Below are 16,813 nucleotides of genomic sequence, written 5' to 3' on the forward strand. Positions count from 1 at the left end.
GATTTAAAGTTTACAGTTCTTCAATCTGTGTTCTGTAAACTTTGTTAAAATGATGAGTGTAGACATCTTTCATGGTTCTACCTTCATCGTAGCGTGTCAGAGCCATCTTTTTTAAATCTAAATAATCTTTATTTCTAATTTTTGCAACCTTACTTTTAAAATAAATATTTTCAGCAAAATCGTTTTGTTTGCTTTGTTTTTCGAAATTCTTTAAAGCTATATCGTACTTACCAAGCTCAAAATAAGTAACACCAAGTTGATAAAAATCGTAAAGACCAATGTTATGATCTTTTTTTGCCAACTGATTTTCAATCAGGGAAATTGCTTTTTCTTTTTTCCCTAAAGCCGAGTAACAAAGCGCTTTCGCAATATGCAATTCGTAATCGCCATTCTGAGAATATCCTAAATAACCTGTGGGATAAATTTTCTCTAAAGCCTCGATATCCGAAATCGCACCTTTGTAATCTCTCAGAAATTGATATTTGCACCAACCTCTATAACCAAGATGTCTATGTGGATCAAGTTCTACAGCTTTATCAATCAGTATTTTCCATGTAATAAAATCTCCTCTTTTCAAATATGGAACAGATTTTTCCATGTATGCGTTTGAAAAATTAGGACATAGTTTAATTGCTTTATCAAAACCCTCCTGAGATTCTTTGGAGCCTTGATACTCTCCCCAATAATTATGTAATTCACAAGCTTTTTTGCAATCGTCACTTTGCATGACATTGCAATTTACCTGTGATTGTAAATTAGAGTAAACAACCAGAATTAGAAGGCTAAGGTAATATTTCTGAAACTTTTCCATTCTCAATTTTATAGGTTAAATATTGGTAATAATCCCTGTTTTTACCATTAATTTTCATCGGGATCCAGCCACCTAAATTTTTTGTAAAACTAAGAAGCTGATCTGAAAATGTTTTATCATATTTTATTACTTTATACTTCTCATCCATTTCCTGAACTCTGAAGTATCCGCTCCTTCCTTCGCAATTTACCAAAAATCTTACCGTAATATATCCATTTTCACTATTAGACGATCCAATTTTTAATTTTTCTAAATTCTTTATAATCGCAATTTTCTCACCTCTATATTGTATTGAAGCTGAACTCGGACCACTGTAATATTGAATTCCAAGATCATTTCCATCACATCTTTTAAAATTTGGATCATCTTTTTTTTCATCAAAAACAATGTCTTCCACATGACTCTGATAGTTCGAAGCCGCAGATTTCTCTGTCTGACAGTTAATCAGGAGAGGAACCAGCAATATAAAGAGGAATCCATTTTTCATTTTTGTGTCTTTATTTAAATTTTAAAATTAAAGTTCGAAAGATTTTGGCAACATACTTAAAAAATCTAAGGATTTCGAATAGTCTAATACATCATATTCTAAACCTAATTTTCTGATATTTTTATAGTATAATTGATGATTTTGATAATACATTTTTTCACTTTGCAGAAACCAAGCCTTCTCACCTAATTTTTCTGCAATAAACCATTTTTCCAAAAGCCTTCCTAATCTACCATTTCCGTCATTCATCGGATGAATTTTTACAAAAACCAAATGAATGACTGCTGCATAGAAAAAAACGTCTTCAGCAGAAAGTTTTATTTGCAACAGCAAGTCTACCTCGGCAAAAAAGCTTTTCATCTCATTTTCAACCTCAAACGGAGACGCGGCAACGTATTCAATCTGACCACTTTCTGTTAAAACATACATATTTGATTTTCTGTAAACTCCCTGCATATGTTTTTTCAGAATATTTGCACTCAAAATCTCATGAGCTTTAAGCACATTTTTTTCTTTTAAAAAATTCTGTTTTGCAAAACTATACGCTTCATACAGATCATCAATTTTCTTTGTATAATCCGGTAATAATTCTATACCAAAATTTTTGTGTTTAATATAGCTGTCGAGATCAATATCTTCGCCTTCAATTTTACTAGAAAACACCGAAGAAACAGAAGTATAAAAGCTGAAATTTTCTGACGAGATTTCAGCTTCTCTTAATCCATGAAATTTTTCCGAAATATCTAACGTTTGATCGATATATTCAGAATACAATTTCTCTTTGATGGATCTTAGTTTCATCATTTCAATTTTCCTCTAAAATTTTAATGAAATCTTCCTTACTTGGCAATACCGTCAGATATTTGCTTGCAAAAATCTGCTCATTTTCTTCAGGTAAAGTATAACGGACGAGCGCTTCGCTTTTATCCTGACAAAGAACAATTCCTATCGTTTTGTTTTCGTCTTCTAATTTGACCTCTCGATCATAGAAATTAACATACATCTGCATTTGTCCGATATCCTGATGTTTCAGTTCGCCAATTTTTAAATCAATTAAAACAAAACACTTCAAGATTCTGTTGTAAAAAACTAAATCGATTTTAAAGTGTTTTTCATCAAAAGTAATCCGTTTTTGCCTTGCTACAAATGTGAAACCTGTTCCCAATTCCAGAAGAAAGTGTTCCAATTTATCAATTAAACCACTTTCAAGATCATTTTCAGAATAACTAGATTGTTCTGGTAATCCAAGAAATTCCAGAATGTAAGGATCTTTGATAAGATCTTTTGGTTTTTCAAAAATTTGTCCTTTTTCTGAAAGCTGGAGAATTTCTTCCTTATTTTTACTTATTGACAATCGGGAATATAATGCAGAATCGTACTGGCGTTGCAGTTCCCGCAAACTCCAATTGTTTTTAAATGATTCAATTTCATAAAATTTTCTTTCATTTAAATCTTTGATTCTCATTAATTTGAGATAGTGAGACCAAGAGAGATTGAAATTAACAGACAGTGTCTGTGATATTTTTAAATTCGTCAAAGGTGTTGACGAAATTTGATTTTCAGAAATCCGAGACAGTGTTTCGGATTTTTCTTCAATCAATTTCCGAGACGCTGTCTCGGAAATTGATTTATCTGAATATGAGATGTAAAAATTTCTCATATTTGAAAGGTTATCTTCAGAAAAGCCTTTTCCAAATTTTTCCGTTAGGTGGACAGACAAATCCTTTAGCAGAGCTTTTCCGTACTCCGCACGATTCTCACCGTTCTGCTCATCTTCAACGATCATTCTGCCAATTTCAAAATAGGTAAGAACCATTGTATGATTAACAGCAACAACAACTTTCTTTCTGGCATTTTCTAATAATGCAGAAATATTCTGAAGAAGCTCTTTTGATTGCAGATTGCTCATTAATTATTTAAAATTAATTTAAAATTATAACTAAAACTTTAAATTATTTCACGGTCTCCCCGATAAGTGTGCCTTGCGTATTACTATACACAAAAACATCCACAATGTCACCCAGTTTCTGACCTTCAAGCATATCAAAAACGCAAACTGCATTTTGAGAGTTTCTGCCTTTCCACTGGTTTTTATTTTTCTTAGAAATTCCTTCAATCAAAACGCTGTGAACTCTTCCTACATAACCCTCCATTCTCTTTCTGGACAATTCGCCTTGCAAAGCAATTACTTCTGCCAAACGTCTCTGTTTAACATCCGAAGAAATATTGTCTTCCATTTTTTTGTGAGCCGGAGTTCCAGGTCTTTCAGAATACGAGAACATATAACCGTAATCAAATTCTACTTCTTTCATTAAGCTTAAAGTATCCTGATGATCTTCTTCGGTCTCGTTGCAAAAACCAATGATCATATCCTGAGAAAACGAAATATCCGGAACGATTTCTTTCGCTTTTCTTATTAATTCTAAATATTCTTCACGGGTATGTTGCCTGTTCATCGCTTCCAACATTTTGTTGCTTCCACTTTGTACCGGTAGATGGCAATAATTACAGATATTATCGTGTTTTGCCATCGTTCTGAAAACATCAAGACTCATGTCCTGAGGATTTGAAGTAGAAAATCTGATTCTCATCTGAGGAACAGCTTTGGCAACAGAATCAAGAAGTTTCGAAAAATCAACAGCTGTAGCTTTCTGCATTTCTGAAGCTTTGGCAAAATCTTTTTTGGGACCGCCACCGTACCATAAATATGAGTCAACGTTTTGTCCGAGAAGTGTTATTTCTTTGTAACCGCTTTCCCAAAGACTTTTACATTCTTCTAAAATTGAGTGCGGGTCGCGGCTTCTTTCTCTACCTCTCGTAAAAGGCACGACACAGAACGTACACATGTTGTCGCAACCTCTCGTGATCGTCACAAATGCTGTAACACCATTTCCGCCTAAACGAACCGGATTGATATCTGCGTAAGTTTCTTCTTTTGAAAGGATAACATTAATGGCATCTCTTCCGTCTTCTGTCTCCTTTAAAAGATTGGGCAAATCTCTGTAGGCATCGGGACCCACAACCAAATCGACCAATTGCTCTTCCTCTAAAAATTTAGTTTTAAGCCTTTCAGCCATGCAGCCCAAAACACCAACCGTCATATTTGGGCGCTCTTTTTTTAGATTTTTAAACTGTGCGAGACGCATTCTCACGGTCTGCTCAGCCTTTTCACGAATTGAACATGTATTTAATAAAATCAAATCTGCCTCTTCTACATTCAGAGTTGTATTGTAACCCTGATCATTTAGAATAGAAGCAACAATTTCAGAATCAGAGAAATTCATCTGGCAGCCGTAGCTTTCCAGAAAGAGTTTTTTAAAATTTCCGGTTTTCTCGGCTATGGCAAATGCCTCTCCTTGTTTTGTTTCGTCTATATATTTTTCCTGCACGGTAAGTCTGTTTTAGGTTTAAAATTAATCACCAAAAACATTTGAATAATTAAATTTTAAACTCATTGAATTTGCAAAGATACAAAATATTGTGACAGAATGTCAGGAGTTTAAAGCATACTTCGCAGCGAAATCTGTTTAATTTCCTGCAAATTTAATTGGCATTCTAAAGACCTGTTTAACCGGAACTCCTTTGTAAAAGCCGGGTTTCCAAAATGATTTTTTTGTATTTGATGCGCATTGCACCACCATCTCATTGAACTTTTCTAAGTTTGACTGATTCTCGATGTAGAAAAACCCGGCTTCTCCCTTTGTATCTACATCAAAGTTGATTACAAAAGAATAATCTCCAATTGGGCGGTAACGGTTTGCATCAAAACATTTCACGAAATTTTCTCTAAACTTCATAATATCACTTTCTTTATCTTTGTGCATGTAAACAGGTTTAGAAAATGCTTCTTCATCTTTTATATTGCCCAATAAAAGGTCGTCGGAAAACAGAGCGCAAAACATCGCAGGTATTTTCTTACCATCAACTTCTGCGGGTTTCCAGTTATTTACATTTTTTATTAGTTCAAGTACTTTATCTTTTAGGCATTTATTGTTTTCAACAGCACTCACATCAGCATCAGCAACATATTTCACCTTTCCATCCGGATAAACAACAAATCTCATGAATAAAGCTTCTGTTTTGTCGCATGGCTTAATACTATTTTTTAAAGCAAGATCTTGTATTTCTTTGTAAAGACCTTTTCGTCCACCTTCATAAAAATCCTGATTCTTCGGATAGTTATATAAAATCTGTGAACTCACGTAACCGCACATAACTAATAACGCAGCAGTAAAAAATTTAAGTATCATATCAAAAATTAAAATTTGTTGTAAATAAATAGATAAAGCAAACTACAATTCGTATTTCCAGAGAATCATAATATATTTCCGTTCCTCTAAATTGTAAAAATTTCTGACACAAATATAAAATTTACCTCATTTATAAAAAACAAAAACCTCACACCTGTGTGCAAAGTTTTGTTCATATAGCATTGAAAAGATTACGCTGTAATCAATTGACTTTTTGCTTTTTCTCCTGTTTCTTTTAACATGAATGAAATTAAAATTGCCAAAACAATTCCTGCAATCCAAAATAAAACAGAATGCTCAAAATGTAAATTTCCTGAATTGACATCCAAACTTTTACCAAACCATCTGCTGAAAATAGGACTCAATAAGGTAGTAACTCCGAAAGTTATAAAGTTGATCGCTCCTGTCGCACTTCCTTTTACATAATCAGGATTGGTTTCTTTTATGACAGAATAAGGTATCATTGCCGCTCCGGAACCAACTCCAAAAATAAACATACTGATTTTCGCAGCATATAGATCGGGAAGATAAATCATTTGAATAAAACTTAGAATCATCAATAATGCTCCACCTATTAAAACAGGTTTTCTCCGACCTATTTTATCAGTAATAAAACCTAGTAACGGACAACCAAAAGCCCAACCAAAAGCCACCATCGCACTGGTAATCGTTGCCTCACGGAAAAGAAACTGTTTGTCTGTCTCGAAAAAAGCAACTGCCCACGTCATTGCAAAAATAGTTGTTGGAGCAAAAAGTAATCCGGAAATAATTCCACATAGCCAAGATTGTGGATTTTTAAAAACCACTTTATACGTGTCTAAGTAACCAACTGAATGATGAGGTTTTTCTTCCGCCACATCAGTCTGATCATCTTTTGGAGTGAAAAAGTAAAGTAAAACCGCAGTTATAATTGTGATAATTCCCGACCAGAGCCAAAAACTGTTGATGTTAATTCCTTCCTCCACCCACGGCCCTACCAAGAATTGTCCGGCAGTTCCTCCTAACATTCCGATACATTGCGTTGCTCCGATTGCGGTTGCCAAAGACTTTGACGAAAAACCTTTACTCGCAAGATAAACGCAGCCGGGAAAAGCAAAAGCACATCCCGCACCTTGTAATAATCTGCCGGTAATTCCGGCGGTCTGACTTGAAATTAAAAATAATAAACATCCTACTCCTAAAATCAAGCATCCTGCAAACAACGATCTTTTTCCACCAAATTTATCTAAAGCAATTCCGGCAATCAAACTACAGGTAGAATAGGTGTAATAATACGTTCCCACCATGCTGATCAGCTTCAACTCAGTAGTTTTAAAATTACTGACTAATTCCGGAATCATTACCGCCGGTGCCGACCTGATCACATAATCTAAAAAATAAAAAATAAGACCAAATACCCACGCAATGACATAAAATTTCTTCAAAGAAGCACTCATTATAATATTTCCTTGATATGTTTATAATTACTTTTTACAGTGTCTAAGGCTTCTTCCATTTTTCCGCCCAACATCAGTTGCGCCATAGATTTTGTCATCCCGATTACTTGTTCAAATTCAATTTTCGGAGGTAAAGCCAATGCATTTGGATTAGTAAAAATATTAAGTAAATACGGACCGTCATGATTTAAACAGTCTGTAATAGCTCCTACAACGTCTTCTGGTTTATGAACATTTTTTCCGGGATAACCCATTGCCTGTGCAATCATCGCAAAATCCGGATTAATCATATCGGTCTCATTATCTGGCATTCCGCCGACTTCCATTTCCAGTTTTACCATCCCAAGACTTCTGTTGTTGAAAACAATAAGTTTTACAGGAAGCCTATACTGAAAAATGGTTGCCATATCGCCCAAAAGCATCGACAAACCGCCGTCACCACACATTGCAATGACCTGTCGTCCGGGATAGGCCAATGAAGCTCCTATCGCCATTGGCATTGCATTCGCCATCGATCCGTGGTTAAATGATCCCAACATTTTTCGTTCACCGGTTCCTGTAATAAATCTTGCGCCCCAGACACAGCACATTCCGGTATCTACCGTAAAAATCGCATCATTTTTGGCTATCTGATCCAAAGTATGGGCAACATATTCGGGTTGAATATTATCTTCTGTCCCAGATTCTTTTACATAAGTCAATTGATGTTCTTTTACTTTTCCGTAAAATTCCAATTGCTGATTGAGGAAGTTTACATCTGTCTTTTCTTTTAATAATGGAAGTAAGGCTTTGATGGTTTCTTTCACATCACCTGTAAGACCCAATTCCAGTTTTGCCCTTCTGCCTAATCTTTCCGGACTTTCGTCGATCTGAACAATTTTATTTTTTACAGGCATAAATTTTTCATAAGGGAAATCTGTTCCCAATAGCAGAACAAGATCAGCCTCGTGCATTGCGTGATAAGCTGATGGTAATCCCAAAAGACCTGTCAAACCCACTTCATTAGGATTATTTGGCTGAATAGACATTTTTCCTCTGAAAGAATATCCAACCGGAGCTTTCAAAAATTTTGCTAATTCTACAACCTCAACATTTGATTTTTCGGCTCCGATACCACAGTAAATCGTTACCTTTTTGCTTTCATTAATTAAATTTGCCAAATGAGTTAATTCTTCATCGGAAGGACGAATCACAGGATTTGTTTTGAAAATCTGATTAGAAGTTGTTGCCTCTTCAGCATCAAGTTCAGAAACATCACCGGGAAGTCCGATCACGGCTACACCTTTTTTAGAAATAGCATGCTGAATTGCCGTCTGCAAAGTTCTCTGAACCTGCTCTGGTCTTGTAATCATTTGATTATAATAACTGCAATCGTCAAATAATTTGATGGTGTTTGTTTCCTGAAAATAATCCATTCCCATCTCATTACTCGGAATTGTAGAGGCAATCACCAACATCGGAACATGTGAACGGTGCGCTTCGTAAACACCATTGATTAAGTGAACGTGGCCTGGACCGCAACTTCCGGCACAAACAGCAAAACCATCCAATTCCGCTTCGGCTGCTGCTGCGTAGGCTCCGACCTCTTCATGCCTCACATGAATCCATTCGATACTGCTTTTTTTCACAGCAATATTCAGATGATTCAAACTGTCGCCTGTAACAGCATAAATTCTTTTCACATTGGCATTTTCGAGCATCTCAACAATTTGCTCTGCGATATTTTTAGCCATAATTACTATTTTTTTTGATTAATTTGGTTCTGATATTAAATTTGAATCATATGACTCTCAGTATTTTTCCAAAAAACAATGAGTAATCAAATGTAGTCATTAAAAGATTCTAAAAGAAGCATTGATTGTGTTTTTATTCAACTTCTTATTTTTCAGTATAAAGCAAAAAATACTCCGCAATTTCTCACGGAGTATTTTTTTATTAAAAATTATATTATCTTAAAAAGGCTATTATAAAACTTCAATCTGATTTCTCAAAAGATCTTCAAATTCATCTCTTTTTCTGATCAGATGAGCTTTTCCGTCTAAGAAAAGAACTTCCGCCGGTTTTAGTCTCGAATTGAAATTCGTACTCATCTCAAAACCGTAAGCTCCCGCAGTATGGAAAGCCAAAACATCGCCTTCTCTTACCTCATTCAGCTTTCTGTCCCAAGCAAAAGTATCTGTCTCACAGATATTTCCAACTACCGTATAAATTCTTTCCGCACCTTTTGGGTTTGATAAATTTTCGATGGTATGATAAGAATCGTAGAACATAGGACGAATCAAATGGTTGAATCCCGAATTTACTCCAACAAAAACAGTTGCCGTAGTTTGCTTGATGACATTAGCTTTCACTAATAAATAACCACATTTCCCAACGAGAAATTTCCCAGGCTCGAACCAAAGCTCAAACTTCTTTCCTGTTTCTTTAGAAAAATCAGCAATTGCTTTTTCAACTTTTTTGCCTAGAGATTTCACATCAGTTTCCATATCGCTTTCCTGATAAGGAATTTTGAAGCCGCTTCCCATATCGAGATATTTCAGATTCGGAAAATGTTCAGACAACTCAAGCATGATTTCCAGTGCCTGTAAAAACACTTCAGGATCTTTAATTTCGCTTCCTGTGTGCATATGAAGACCTTCTACATTCAGATTGGTGCTTTTCATCACACGCTCAATGTGACGCATTTGATGAATAGAAATTCCGAATTTAGAATCGATATGTCCTGTAGAAATTTTATGATTTCCGCCCGCATAAATGTGCGGATTGATTCTTACAAAAATAGGATATGTATTCCCGTATTTGTTCCCGAACTGCTCAAGAATTGATATATTATCAATGTTGATATGAACACCGTGCATCATCGCCTCTTCAATTTCAGCTAAATCAACACAATTGGGAGTAAATAGTATTTTATCTTTCGTAAAGCCAGCCTTTAAGCCTAATTTTACTTCGCTGATGGAGACACAATCCAAAGAAGCGCCAAGATTCTTAATGTATTTTAATATATTGATGTTCGTTAAAGCCTTTGCAGCATAAAAGAACTTGGTATGTTTCAGAAAAGAAGACGTAAGTTTCTCGTATTGATTTTTAATAGATTCGGCATCATAAACATATACCGGTGTGCCAAATTCCTGGGCAATCTTCAATAATTCTTTTGGGTTCATAATTTCAATTTAACATAAAAAAAGGCAGATCCTTCGAAAAGAGTCTGCCACATTCATTATTTTTATGCAAGGCAAACTTCTAGGTATTCCAAACCTTTGAAAACTTTACAGCTCCCTTCTTTCCGGTTTGTTTTTGTTTAAAATTCTGCATTGCCATTTTTAATTCTATTGCAAAAATACTATTTATTTTGAGAAATTAAATCTGAAAAGTGTTTTCTTCCGAATAAAAATTCATCTGATGATAAAATGTTCTCTTATTTCGGTAATGCCAGCGTTTCAAAATCCCCACGAAGCAAGGCCAGTTGCAATTCGTTGTTCATATCTGCCGTAGAAAGCGGTAAATCTAATTTTAATTTTGAAATTTTACTTAAAGTCTGAATTTGAGTAAACAAATCATAAAAGCCATAGGAAACCACTCGTCCGTTTTCGATGATCAAAAATAATTTTTCACCCAGTTTTCTTCCTGCGCCCAACCACATTTCGTTTCTCTTTTTAAAATCAATCTTCTTTTTAAAAACCTCAACATCAGCATATTCTTCAAATTTCGCAATATACTGTACCGCTTTAGAACCCTGTGTAAAAGATCTGAATTTTAGGATTGGCTTCTCATTTTTGTTAAGGGTATTTTTTTCTACGATATATTTATTATTCCTAAAATAAAGTCCGTAAGCAAGCGTTTCTCGCTTCTTAATATTTTTAGAATTCTGAATTAGTTTAGCAATAATATCTGTTCCCGTCAGTTCAAAATGAATCTGTTCCACTTCCTTTTGAATCTCAACAAACTTCTTTGATTTTGAATTAAAAAGTTTCTTCGAAAACCTGTTGATATCCTGAACGTAATCTGAAAAAATAATTTTCCCCGATTCGTTCTGAAAATAAACAAACCCTTTTTCTCCGGGTAAATCCTGAGTTAAAACCTTTATCTTATTAATGTAAGTTTTCGCATTTGTTTCCTCGTGCTGTTTCTGAATAATTTCATTCTCGGTATCTTTAGAAACCAGCAGTCTGAATAATTCTAAAGTAGCCCTCGCATCACCTTCTGCCCTGTGTGCATTAACCAACGGAATCCCCAATGATCGCACAAGTTTTCCTAAAGAATAACTTACCTCATCCGGAATCAGTTTTTTCGCTAAAGGAATTGTATCTAAAGTATTGATCTTATAATCGTAACCCAACCTCTGAAAAGATTGCCGAAGCATTCTGTAATCAAAATCGATATTGTGCCCCACCAAAGTTGTACCTTCTGTAATTTCAATGACTCTTTTTGCCAATTCATGAAATTTTGGGGCAGTTTTCACCATATTGGGTGTAATATTCGTCAGTTTCTGCACAAAAGGGGTAATATCGCTTTCCGGATTTACGAGAGAGATAAACTGGTCGACAATTTTATGACCATCGTATCTGTAGATGGCAATATCTATAATGCATTCTTTCCTGAAACCTGCACCATTACTTTCTATGTCTATTATTGAATACATTTAATCTTACCTGAGCTTTACATCAAAAATTACAACTTTTTTGAAAATGCTGTTTTTTAAAAAGGGAATTTTGCTAAAATAATGAAAATACATTAAATAATGCAAAAAGAAAGAGTCTTATCTTTTTCTGCCTCCCAAACCGAACATTCCCAGAATAGCTTTTGCCCCTTCTCTCATCAAAGTGTTGGCAAAAGTTCTGCCAGCTCGGCTTTTTAAAACCTGCTCAAACATTCCTGGTTCTTCCTTTATGGGTTTTGTCTTTTGCGTTGGTGCAGAATTTTGAACCGCCTTCTCCATTCTTTCAGCTAAAATTTCATACGCAGATTCGCTGTCGATAGCCTTTTCGTATTTTGAAACCAATTCAGAATTTGAAACCAGATCAGAAACTTCTGCATCATTCAGAACATCCATTCTTGACTCTGGAGAGATTAAATAAGTATGAACAAGCGGTGTCGGAATTCCTTTTTCATCCAAAGCAGTGATGAAAGCTTCACCAATTCCGAGATTTTGAATCAATTCAGAAGCATTGTAAAACTCTGTAGTCGGATAATTTTCAACAGCTTTAGAAATTTCTTTTTTATCTTTTGCAGTAAAACCTCTCAGCGCATGCTGGATTTTTAAACCTAATTGCGAAAGCACATTTTCCGGAACGTCACCCGGAATTTGGGTAATAAAATATATTCCGACTCCTTTCGAGCGTATTAATTTTACCATGGTCTCAATCTGAGAAGCCAGCGCTTTGGAAGCCTCATCAAATATTAAATGTGCTTCGTCGATAAAGAGAACCAATTTCGGTTTTCCGCTGTCGCCTTCTTCTGGAAACGTCATGTAAATTTCAGCAAAGAGAGAGAGCATAAATGTCGAAAACAGCTGAGGTTTACTTTGAATATCTGCAACTCTTAAAATGTTGACAACACCTTTACCATCTCTTTTTTCAAGTAAATCGTGAACATCAAAACTCAATTCTCCAAAGAAATCTGCTGCTCCCTGCTGCTCCAAAGCAACAATTGATCTTAAAATTGTTCCCAAAGAAGCCGAAGCGATAGATCCGTAATTGGCCGACAATTCTGCCTTACCTTGCGGATTATCGGTAACATACTGCAAAACTTTTTTTAAATCATTTAAATCAATTAAAGGCAAACCTTTGTCGTCACAATACTTAAAGACGATTGACATGATGCTTTGCTGAGTATCATTTAACTCTAAAATTTTACTTAACAAAACAGGACCAAATTCTGTCACCGTTGCTCTCAACTTCACACCTTTACCGCCGGAAATACTCATTAATTCTACCGGAAAAGCTTGTGGATTGTAAGGAAGTTTTGTTTTTGCGTAGCGCTCTTCGATGATTGCATTCATTTCTCCACTTGCTGCAATACCAGAAAAATCCCCCTTAATATCTAAAACCAAAGAAGGAACTCCCGCGTGTGAAAGCTGTTCTGCAAAAACCTGAAGCGTTTTGGTTTTTCCGGTTCCTGTAGCGCCGGCAATCAAACCATGACGGTTGATTGTTTTTAAAGGAATCGTAACATTTACTTCTGTGACGACATCGCCATCTAGCATTCCCTTTCCGAGAATAATGTGCTCACCTTTTGGAGTATATCGTTTTGAAAGTTCGTCAATAAATTTTGTTTTGTCTGCCATTTGATATTTTTAACTCTTAAAGGTAAATATTTTTATAAAAGATTTGAGTGTTGAAGCTAATTTCTTAATAATTTAAATTTAAAAACTGTTTCCTTCCGTATGATATAAAACAGTTCAAATTATTGTACCAAGAAGCCGATACACTTCTGTTTGAAACTTAACCTGTTGAAACTATTTTCTGACAAAGCAAATTTTTGAGATTGAGAAAAACTATCGTGCATAATTATCTTTTCTTTATAATTAATCCATTACTTTGTATCTTTATAATCATTTTAAATAAGAATCAATGAAAATTGAGCAAATATATACCGGCTGTTTAGCACAAGGCGCATACTATATCGTATCGGAAAACGAAGCCGCAATCATAGACCCATTGAGGGAAGTAAAACCTTATCTTGACCGTCTAGAAAAAGACAATGTAACCTTAAAATATATATTTGAAACTCATTTTCATGCAGATTTTGTTTCCGGACATTTAGATTTGAGCAAAAAAACAGATGCTCCGATTGTATACGGACCCACCGCAGAACCAGATTTTGAAGCAATTATTGCTGAAGACAATCAGATTTTCGAAATAGGAAAAGTAAAAATAAAAGCGCTACACACTCCGGGTCACACGATGGAAAGTACAACTTACCTTTTGATCGATGAAAACGGAGTTGAAACTGCAATCTTCACAGGAGACACTTTATTTTTAGGTGATGTTGGCCGTCCTGATCTTGCTCAGAAAGCAGGAAGTATGACTCAGGAAGATCTTGCCGGAATTTTATACGAAAGTTTACACAGCAAAATTTTACCTTTAGACGACACCGTTACGGTTTATCCGGCTCACGGCGCAGGCTCGGCATGTGGAAAAAATATGCAGAAAGAAACGGTTGACATCCTAGGTAATCAAAGAAAAACGAATTACGCTCTCAATCAACCGGATAAAGAATCATTTATTAAAGAAGTTCTTGACGGATTAACAGCTCCACCGAAATATTTCGGGATGAATGTAGCAATGAATAAAGGAGGTTATGAGAGTCTGGACGACGTTATGACAAAAGGCTTAAACCCAATTTCTGTTGAAGATTTTGAAAGCTTTGCAGAAGAAACCGGAGCTTTGATTTTAGATACGAGAAGTCCGGGTGAATTTCATAAAGGTTTTATTCCAAACTCTATAAATATTGGCTTGAAAGGCGATTTTGCGCCGTGGGTAGGAAGTCTTATTGTTGATGTAAAACATCCTTTATTGCTGGTTTCAGATGAAGGAACTGAAGAGGAAGTGATTACGAGATTGAGCAGAGTTGGTTTTGACAATGTTTTGGGATATTTAAAAGGTGGTTTTCAATCCTGGAGAAATTCAGAAAATGAAATTGATGAAATAAAAAGAATTTCACCTGAAGAATTCGCAGAACAGTTCATTCCCGAATCTAAAGTGATCGATGTAAGAAAAATCACTGAATATTCTTCGGAACACATAAACAATGCATACAATAAGCCTTTGGATACGATCAGTGACTGGGTTTCTACGATTGATGATTCTGAACATTTCTTTTTACATTGTGCCGGAGGCTACCGCAGCATGATTGCAGCAAGCATTCTTAACTCACATGGTATCAGAAACTTCACAGAAATAGAAGGTGGTTTTAACGGAATAAAAAAAACAGATAAATTTCCGACTTCAGATTTTGTTTGTCAGTCAAAAACTCTTTAAAATCTCAGATTTATTTGGAATTATTCTTGCAGCAAATTGATTAAAAATATAGTAATGTCACAAAAATTTCAAGAACTTATAGAATCAGAAAGACCTGTTTTAATTGACTTTTTCGCAACTTGGTGTCAACCTTGCAAAGTGCAGTCATCGGTTTTAACGACAGTAAAAGAGAATGTGGGCGAAGGCGCAAGAATTGTAAAAATAGATGTAGATCAATATCCTGCGATTGCTTCTCAATACGGCGTACGAGGAGTTCCGACATTAGCGGTCTTCAAGAAAGGCGAACTTCTTTACAAAGAAAGCGGCGTACATGATGTAAATCGGTTGACTCAACTTTTACAACAGTATATTTAATTACGGTTTAGATTAAATTTGTATAATTTTCCCCGTCAGATTTCCCGGGGAGAATAATAAATATCTGAATATTGGCGTAGTCTTTAAAAATTGAACTGCTTTGCCTTAGCCTTAAACTTAGCCTACAATCTCAAAATCATCTCTATCATTCAAGAACTGAAAATGATTTCTAAAATCTTTCAATTCTGCTAAATTCAATTCTGCGGAGACCAAATTTCCGTTCTTATTGGCAATTTCTTTTCCGTCAGCAAAAAAGCAGTGAGAACTTTCTTTATAGAAAAGATCATTCCCGTCAGTTCCGATTCTGTTTAAACCAAAAACATAGGCTAAATTCTCAATCGCTCTTCCTTTTAACAAATGCTCCCACGCGTCTACTCTCTTTTCCGGCCAATTGGCAACATATAAAATGACATCATAATCATCATTATTTCTTGCAAAAACTGGGAATCTCAAATCATAGCAGACCTGCAGCAGAAAACGGATCCCGAGATATTCTACAATCACTCTATCTTTGCCGGGAGTATAAACTTTGTCTTCGCCCGAAAAAGAAAACAAATGTCTTTTATCATAAAAAATAATTTCAGAATCTGGCTTTACGAAATACATTCTGTTAAAAAACTTACCATTAACTTCCACAGAAGCACTTCCGCAAAATGCAGCGTTTTTCTCGTTCGAAATTCTTTTCAAAAACTCAAGAGATTCTTCATTCTTATCCGAAATCTCAGCCGCATCCATGCAAAAACCCGTCGAAAACATTTCAGGTAAAAGAAACAGATCGGCCTCCTGATTTTGAAGCTGATTTTCTATTAAATTAAAATTTTCGTCTTTATTTTTCCAGATAATATCTTGATTTAATGCTGTAATTTTCATAATTCTCATTCAAAACTTCCCTAAAATTACTGTTTTTATTTGATTTCGGTTTTATATTTGCTGCAAATTGTCATTAGTAATAATTTAAAAATAAAATCTATGAAGAAATTGGTTTTTATGCTAATGTTTGTTCTTACAGGAACTGCAGTAAGCGCACAAGCCTGGACAGGAAAGGGAGATCAGAAGGTAAACTTAGGCCTCAACGCATGGGGATATGGAACCGGAATTACCGCTACTTACGATTACGGACTGAATCAGCTTTTGTCTGTAGGTGCAGGAGTTAATGCTTACTTCGATGGCTACAAAGACAATGATAAAGACAATAGAGTTTTTATTTTCGGAAGAGTAAATTTCCACCTGAAAGAAGCTTTGGATCTGCCGGAGCAGCTAGACATTTATCCCGGAGTTGATCTAGGAGTTCTTGGAAGAGACTTCGGAATTGGCGCACACATTGGCGCGAGATATTTCTTCACAGATAAGGTAGGCGTTTTTGCCGAAATCGGAAACAACGGCAGTCTCGGTGTTTCTTTTAATTTCTAAAATCAAGCCACAATATATGACAAAGCTTCTCATTTCGAGGAGCTTTTTTGTTTGGCATCCTTTTGATAATTGTTACCTTTGCA

15 protein-coding genes are annotated in these 16,813 nt (G+C 35.3%); 3 read left to right on the plus strand and 12 right to left on the minus strand.

From position 1 onward, the window contains the following. Positions 1–10: 10 nt before the first annotated feature. The 11 genes from PGH12_RS11435 to PGH12_RS11485 all read right to left on the minus strand — a co-directional run bounded on the left by PGH12_RS11435 (position 11) and on the right by PGH12_RS11485 (position 13,270). On the minus strand, positions 11–811 hold the full coding sequence (locus tag PGH12_RS11435; protein WP_267596796.1) for a tetratricopeptide repeat protein: 801 nt from the start codon (positions 809–811) through the stop codon (positions 11–13). Beyond that, complete coding sequence (locus PGH12_RS11440; RefSeq protein WP_267596795.1) at positions 783–1,298, minus strand: hypothetical protein; 516 nt, start codon at positions 1,296–1,298, stop codon at positions 783–785. The genes PGH12_RS11435 and PGH12_RS11440 overlap by 29 nt, the downstream gene beginning before the upstream one ends. Before the next feature lie 27 nt (positions 1,299–1,325). Next, positions 1,326–2,102: a Fic family protein gene (locus PGH12_RS11445; protein ID WP_267596794.1), complete on the minus strand. Its 777-nt coding sequence runs from the start codon at positions 2,100–2,102 to the stop codon at positions 1,326–1,328. A gap of 1 nt (position 2,103) precedes the next feature. After that, a complete protein-coding gene (locus tag PGH12_RS11450) occupies positions 2,104–3,207 on the minus strand; it encodes a PDDEXK nuclease domain-containing protein (protein ID WP_267596793.1) in 1,104 nt (367 codons plus the stop codon). A gap of 43 nt (positions 3,208–3,250) precedes the next feature. After that, positions 3,251–4,687 (minus strand): tRNA (N6-isopentenyl adenosine(37)-C2)-methylthiotransferase MiaB, encoded by a 1,437-nt coding sequence (gene miaB, locus PGH12_RS11455; protein ID WP_267596792.1) that lies wholly within the window; start codon positions 4,685–4,687, stop codon positions 3,251–3,253. 138 nt (positions 4,688–4,825) lie between these two features. Beyond that, positions 4,826–5,548, minus strand: coding sequence for a hypothetical protein (locus tag PGH12_RS11460; protein WP_267596791.1), 723 nt, complete (start codon positions 5,546–5,548; stop codon positions 4,826–4,828). 191 nt (positions 5,549–5,739) lie between these two features. Beyond that, entirely contained in the window at positions 5,740–6,972 is a 1,233-nt protein-coding gene (locus tag PGH12_RS11465; RefSeq protein WP_267596790.1) for an MFS transporter, read from the minus strand. 11 nt (positions 6,973–6,983) lie between these two features. Continuing rightward, a complete protein-coding gene (locus tag PGH12_RS11470) occupies positions 6,984–8,717 on the minus strand; it encodes a thiamine pyrophosphate-dependent enzyme (RefSeq protein WP_267596789.1) in 1,734 nt (577 codons plus the stop codon). 231 nt (positions 8,718–8,948) lie between these two features. Then, complete coding sequence (gene lysA / locus PGH12_RS11475) at positions 8,949–10,148, minus strand: diaminopimelate decarboxylase (protein WP_267596788.1); 1,200 nt, start codon at positions 10,146–10,148, stop codon at positions 8,949–8,951. Between the two features lie 254 nt (positions 10,149–10,402). After that, a complete protein-coding gene (locus PGH12_RS11480; protein ID WP_267596787.1) occupies positions 10,403–11,626 on the minus strand; it encodes a 3'-5' exonuclease in 1,224 nt (407 codons plus the stop codon). 117 nt (positions 11,627–11,743) lie between these two features. Next, positions 11,744–13,270: a helicase HerA-like domain-containing protein gene (locus PGH12_RS11485; RefSeq protein ID WP_267596786.1), complete on the minus strand. Its 1,527-nt coding sequence runs from the start codon at positions 13,268–13,270 to the stop codon at positions 11,744–11,746. 286 nt (positions 13,271–13,556) lie between these two features. Between PGH12_RS11485 and PGH12_RS11490 the strand changes: the two genes are divergently transcribed. Together PGH12_RS11490 and PGH12_RS11495 are read left to right on the plus strand one after the other, a co-directional pair. Continuing rightward, on the plus strand, positions 13,557–14,966 hold the full coding sequence (locus tag PGH12_RS11490) for an MBL fold metallo-hydrolase (RefSeq protein ID WP_267596785.1): 1,410 nt from the start codon (positions 13,557–13,559) through the stop codon (positions 14,964–14,966). Between the two features lie 54 nt (positions 14,967–15,020). Next, positions 15,021–15,320 carry a thioredoxin family protein gene (locus PGH12_RS11495; RefSeq protein ID WP_267596784.1) on the plus strand — a complete coding sequence of 100 codons (300 nt, stop codon included), beginning with the start codon at positions 15,021–15,023 and terminating at the stop codon, positions 15,318–15,320. A gap of 117 nt (positions 15,321–15,437) precedes the next feature. On the opposite strand, the gene PGH12_RS11500 is transcribed toward PGH12_RS11495, so the two are convergent. Then, positions 15,438–16,199 carry a nitrilase-related carbon-nitrogen hydrolase gene (locus tag PGH12_RS11500; protein WP_267596783.1) on the minus strand — a complete coding sequence of 254 codons (762 nt, stop codon included), beginning with the start codon at positions 16,197–16,199 and terminating at the stop codon, positions 15,438–15,440. Positions 16,200–16,289: 90 nt separating this feature from the next. Between PGH12_RS11500 and PGH12_RS11505 the strand changes: the two genes are divergently transcribed. Next, complete coding sequence (locus tag PGH12_RS11505) at positions 16,290–16,730, plus strand: DUF6646 family protein (RefSeq protein WP_267596782.1); 441 nt, start codon at positions 16,290–16,292, stop codon at positions 16,728–16,730. Positions 16,731–16,813 lie beyond the last annotated feature (83 nt).

It is taken from the genome of Chryseobacterium sp. CY350 (genome assembly GCF_027945075.1).
GTDB lineage: Bacteria > Bacteroidota > Bacteroidia > Flavobacteriales > Weeksellaceae > Chryseobacterium.